We start from the raw sequence: 5584 nt of genomic DNA on the forward strand, positions 1-5584 counted from the left end.
TTCGCTGAAGGTGTTGACGGATACGGAAAACGATGTAAGATGAGCGGCTCACTCGGAACGAAATGTTCCGACGCGAAATCCGGAAGGAATCGCAAGTGATTGAGATCTTTGACAGTGTGCGCAGGTGACTTGTGTGGACGCCTTGCAGTGGACGGAATGACTGTCCAAAGCAATGCAAGGGTCCAGCACAAAAAGTCAGCAATGACGTTTTACGTTGGGACAACCCTTCAGAAAGATAGATGGTTTCGGCCATCGACAACTTAAGTGAAGAGTTTGATCCTGGCTCAGATTGAACGCTGGCGGCATGCTTAACACATGCAAGTCGAACGGCAGCACAGTGGTAGCAATACCATGGGTGGCGAGTGGCGGACGGGTGAGTAATGCATCGGGACCTACCCAGACGTGGGGGATAACGTAGGGAAACTTACGCTAATACCGCATACGTCCTACGGGAGAAAGCAGGGGATCTTCGGACCTTGCGCGGTTGGACGGACCGATGTTCGATTAGCTAGTTGGTAGGGTAATGGCCTACCAAGGCGACGATCGATAGCTGGTCTGAGAGGATGATCAGCCACACTGGGACTGAGACACGGCCCAGACTCCTACGGGAGGCAGCAGTGGGGAATATTGGACAATGGGCGCAAGCCTGATCCAGCAATGCCGCGTGTGTGAAGAAGGCCTTCGGGTTGTAAAGCACTTTTATCAGGAGCGAAACGCTGTCGGCTAATACCCGGCGGAACTGACGGTACCTGAGGAATAAGCACCGGCTAACTTCGTGCCAGCAGCCGCGGTAATACGAAGGGTGCAAGCGTTAATCGGAATTACTGGGCGTAAAGCGTGCGTAGGCGGTTTGTTAAGTCTGTTGTGAAATCCCCGGGCTCAACCTGGGAATGGCAATGGATACTGGCAAGCTAGAGTGTGATAGAGGATGGTGGAATTCCCGGTGTAGCGGTGAAATGCGTAGAGATCGGGAGGAACATCAGTGGCGAAGGCGGCCATCTGGATCAACACTGACGCTGAGGCACGAAAGCGTGGGGAGCAAACAGGATTAGATACCCTGGTAGTCCACGCCCTAAACGATGCGAACTGGATGTTGGTCTCAACTCGGAGATCAGTGTCGAAGCTAACGCGTTAAGTTCGCCGCCTGGGGAGTACGGTCGCAAGACTGAAACTCAAAGGAATTGACGGGGGCCCGCACAAGCGGTGGAGTATGTGGTTTAATTCGATGCAACGCGAAGAACCTTACCTGGCCTTGACATGTCTGGAATCCTGCAGAGATGCGGGAGTGCCTTCGGGAATCAGAACACAGGTGCTGCATGGCTGTCGTCAGCTCGTGTCGTGAGATGTTGGGTTAAGTCCCGCAACGAGCGCAACCCTTGTCCTTAGTTGCCAGCACGTAATGGTGGGAACTCTAAGGAGACTGCCGGTGACAAACCGGAGGAAGGTGGGGATGACGTCAAGTCATCATGGCCCTTACGGCCAGGGCTACACACGTACTACAATGGTCGGTACAGAGGGTTGCAATACCGCGAGGTGGAGCCAATCCCAGAAAGCCGATCCCAGTCCGGATCGAAGTCTGCAACTCGACTTCGTGAAGTCGGAATCGCTAGTAATCGCAGATCAGCTATGCTGCGGTGAATACGTTCCCGGGCCTTGTACACACCGCCCGTCACACCATGGGAGTGAGTTGCTCCAGAAGCCGTTAGTCTAACCGCAAGGGGGACGACGACCACGGAGTGGTTCATGACTGGGGTGAAGTCGTAACAAGGTAGCCGTATCGGAAGGTGCGGCTGGATCACCTCCTTTCGAGATAGGCAGCTTTCGCTGCTGCAAGACGTCCACACAAGACACCTGCTTTATTTCACGCGAAGTGTTTGCTTCACGTGGCATCCATGCCACGGAAAGCGAAACCGACCGTCCCTGGTCGGACTCTTCAACAAAATCTCGCTCGACGGCAACGTCGACAGGCGGTTTTGCTTGTTGAGGTACAAAGGTTCCCGGGTCTGTAGCTCAGGTGGTTAGAGCGCACCCCTGATAAGGGTGAGGCCGGTGGTTCGAGTCCTCCCAGACCCACCACCAAATCACTTGGGGCCATAGCTCAGCTGGGAGAGCACCTGCTTTGCAAGCAGGGGGTCGTCAGTTCGATCCTGACTGGCTCCACCATTTGGTGACAGACGTGAAATGAAGGCAGCGCACACATAAAGATTTAGAAACGAGGCGGCACTGTGGCCGTTCTTGTGTTCTTTGAAAACGTAAACGAGTGACAAGTGTCTTGGTTCGAAACCGAACTGAGATGTGTCGTTGAGGCAATTAAGCGATGCGTTGTTTGGCATGGATCCTTGAATGGATCTGGCCCCGAGGCGACTTGGGGTTATATGGTCAAGCGACCAAGCGTATACGGTGGATGCCTTGGCAGTCAGAGGCGATGAAGGACGTGGCAGCCTGCGAAAAGTGTCGGGGAGCTGGCAACAAGCTTTGATCCGGCAATGTCCGAATGGGGAAACCCACTCCGCAAGGAGTACTGCATAGTGAATACATAGCTATGCAGAGCGAACCCGGGGAACTGAAATATCTAAGTACCCGGAGGAAAAGAAATCAACCGAGATTCCGTCAGTAGCGACGAGCGAACGCGGACTAGCCCAAAAGCTTTTAGTGTTTTAGCCGAACGGTTTGGAAAGGCCGGCCATAGCGGGTGATAGCCCCGTAGGCGAAAGGGCATTAGAAGTGAAATTGAGTAAGGCGGGGCACGAGAAACCCTGTCTGAACATGGGGGGACCATCCTCCAAGGCTAAATACTCCTGACTGACCGATAGCGAACTAGTACCGTGAGGGAAAGGCGAAAAGAACCCCGGAGAGGGGAGTGAAATAGACCCTGAAACCGTATACGTACAAGCAGTGGAAGCCCGCAAGGGTGACTGCGTACCTTTTGTATAATGGGTCAGCGACTTACTGTCAGTGGCAAGCTTAACCGTATAGGGGAGGCGAAGGGAAACCGAGTCTGAATAGGGCGCATAGTCTCTGGCAGTAGACCCGAAACCGAGTGATCTATCCTTGGCCAGGTTGAAGGTGCGGTAACACGCACTGGAGGACCGAACCCACATCTGTTGCAATAGATGGGGATGAGCTGAGGATAGGAGTGAAAGGCTAAACAAACTCGGAGATAGCTGGTTCTCCTCGAAAGCTATTTAGGTAGCGCCTCGTATGAATCTTCCTGGGGGTAGAGCACTGTTATGGCTAGCGGGCCATCGCGGCTTAGTAAACCATGGCAAACTCCGAATACCAGGACAGAATGTACGGGAGACACACGGCGGGTGCTAACGTCCGTCGTGAAAAGGGAAACAACCCAGACCCGCAGCTAAGGTCCCAAAGTTATAGCTAAGTGGAAAACGATGTGGAAAGGCATAGACAGCCAGGAGGTTGGCTTAGAAGCAGCCACCCTTTAAAGAAAGCGTAATAGCTCACTGGTCGAGTCGGTCTGCGCGGAAGATTTAACGGGGCTAAGCTATACACCGAAGCTCGGGGTGCACACTTTGTGTGCGCGGTAGAGGAGCGTTCCGTAAGCCTGTGAAGGTGAGTTGAGAAGCTTGCTGGAGGTATCGGAAGTGCGAATGCTGACATGAGTAACGATAATGGGGGTGAAAAGCCCCCACGCCGAAAGCCCAAGGTTTCCTCGCGCAACGTTCATCGGCGCAGGGTGAGTCGGCCCCTAAGGCGAGGCAGAAATGCGTAGTCGATGGGAAGCTGGTTAATATTCCAGCACTTCTCTTAAGTGCGATGTGGGGACGGAGAAAGTTAGGTCTACCGGGCGTTGGTTGTCCCGGGGAAAGGCGGTAGGCATGAGGGTTAGGCAAATCCGGCCCTCTTTATGCCGAGCACCGAGACGAGTCCTATGTGGACGAAGTGACTGATACTACGCTTCCAGGAAAAGCCACTAAGCTTCAGCTTAAGAGAAACCGTACCGTAAACCGACACTGGTAGGCAGGGTGAGAATCCCAAGGCGCTTGAGAGAACTCGGGTGAAGGAACTAGGCAAAATGGCACCGTAACTTCGGGAGAAGGTGCGCCCTTTTTGGTGGCTACATGCGTAGCTGAGCTGAGAAGGGTCGCAGTAACCTGGCCGCTGCGACTGTTTATCAAAAACACAGCACTCTGCAAACACGAAAGTGGACGTATAGGGTGTGACGCCTGCCCGGTGCTGGAAGGTTAATTGATGGGGTCAGCCGCAAGGCGAAGCTCTTGATCGAAGCCCCAGTAAACGGCGGCCGTAACTATAACGGTCCTAAGGTAGCGAAATTCCTTGTCGGGTAAGTTCCGACCTGCACGAATGGCGTAACGACAGCGGCGCTGTCTCCACCCGAGACTCAGTGAAATTGAAATCGCTGTGAAGATGCAGCGTTCCCGCGGCAAGACGGAAAGACCCCGTGAACCTTTACTACAGCTTCACACTGAACGTTGAGTTCTTCTGTGTAGGATAGGTGGGAGGCTATGAAACCGAGACGCTAGTTTCGGCGGAGCCATCCTTGAAATACCACCCTGAAGTGCTTGACGTTCTAACCTAGGTCCGTAATCCGGATCAGGGACCGTGTGTGGTGGGTAGTTTGACTGGGGCGGTCTCCTCCCAAAGAGTAACGGAGGAGCACGAAGGTACGCTCAGCGCGGTCGGACATCGCGCACTGTGTGCAAAGGCATAAGCGTGCTTGACTGCGAGATCGACGGATCAAGCAGGTACGAAAGTAGGTCTTAGTGATCCGGTGGTTCTGTATGGAAGGGCCATCGCTCAACGGATAAAAGGTACTCCGGGGATAACAGGCTGATACCGCCCAAGAGTTCATATCGACGGCGGTGTTTGGCACCTCGATGTCGGCTCATCACATCCTGGGGCTGTAGCCGGTCCCAAGGGTATGGCTGTTCGCCATTTAAAGTGGTACGCGAGCTGGGTTCAGAACGTCGTGAGACAGTTCGGTCCCTATCTGTCGTGGGCGTTGGAGATTTGAGGGGGGCTGCTCCTAGTACGAGAGGACCGGAGTGGACGTTCCGCTGGTGTTCGGGTTGTCATGCCCATGGCATTGCCCGGTAGCTACGAACGGAAGTGATAACCGCTGAAAGCATCTAAGCGGGAAGCACGCCCCAAGATGAGATCTCCCGAGACTTCGAGTCTCCTTAAGGCACCATCAAGACTAGGTGGTTGATAGGCGCGGTGTGGAAGTGCAGCAATGCATTGAGCTTACGCGTACTAATGAGCCGTGCGGCTTGACCATATAACCCCAAGACGCTTTGTTTAACGCGCTTCCCCTGCGCAAGCAGGAAGAGCTCGCTTCAACGAACCATCTCGACCCGATTTCACCTCGGCACTTGTCACTCGTTTACCCCTTTGCGGGACGCGCGCATCCTTTGCGCTGTCCCCACCCTTTCCCTGGCGGCTATAGCGCTGTGGTCCCACCCGATCCCATCCCGAACTCGGAAGTGAAACGCAGCTGCGCCGATGGTAGTGTGAACTTTCATGCAAGAGTAGGTCACCGCCAGGGGCTTTATCCCTCAAACGCCTTCCCAGCCGGGAAGGCGTTTGTCTTTGCTCCTTTTGAAAA

At 54.2% G+C, this 5584-nt stretch carries 2 tRNA genes and 3 rRNA genes; all 5 read left to right on the forward strand.

Annotated features, from left to right (window positions below):
- Positions 1-261: 261 nt before the first annotated feature.
- Positions 262-1806: ribosomal RNA gene (locus tag MJ606_RS18180) — 16S ribosomal RNA — on the forward strand.
- Between the two features lie 193 nt (positions 1807-1999).
- A tRNA-Ile gene (locus MJ606_RS18185) sits at positions 2000-2076 on the forward strand.
- An 11-nt stretch (positions 2077-2087) separates the two neighbouring features.
- A tRNA-Ala gene (locus MJ606_RS18190) sits at positions 2088-2163 on the forward strand.
- A gap of 214 nt (positions 2164-2377) precedes the next feature.
- Positions 2378-5257, forward strand: a 23S ribosomal RNA gene (locus MJ606_RS18195).
- Positions 5258-5411: 154 nt separating this feature from the next.
- Positions 5412-5524: ribosomal RNA gene (gene rrf, locus MJ606_RS18200) — 5S ribosomal RNA — on the forward strand.
- Together the 16S, 23S and 5S rRNA genes with 2 tRNA genes alongside form the textbook arrangement of a ribosomal RNA operon.
- The last annotated feature ends 60 nt before the right edge of the window (positions 5525-5584 follow it).

The sequence above is a fragment of the Dyella sp. RRB7 genome (assembly GCF_022761115.1).
Taxonomy (GTDB): domain Bacteria; phylum Pseudomonadota; class Gammaproteobacteria; order Xanthomonadales; family Rhodanobacteraceae; genus Dyella.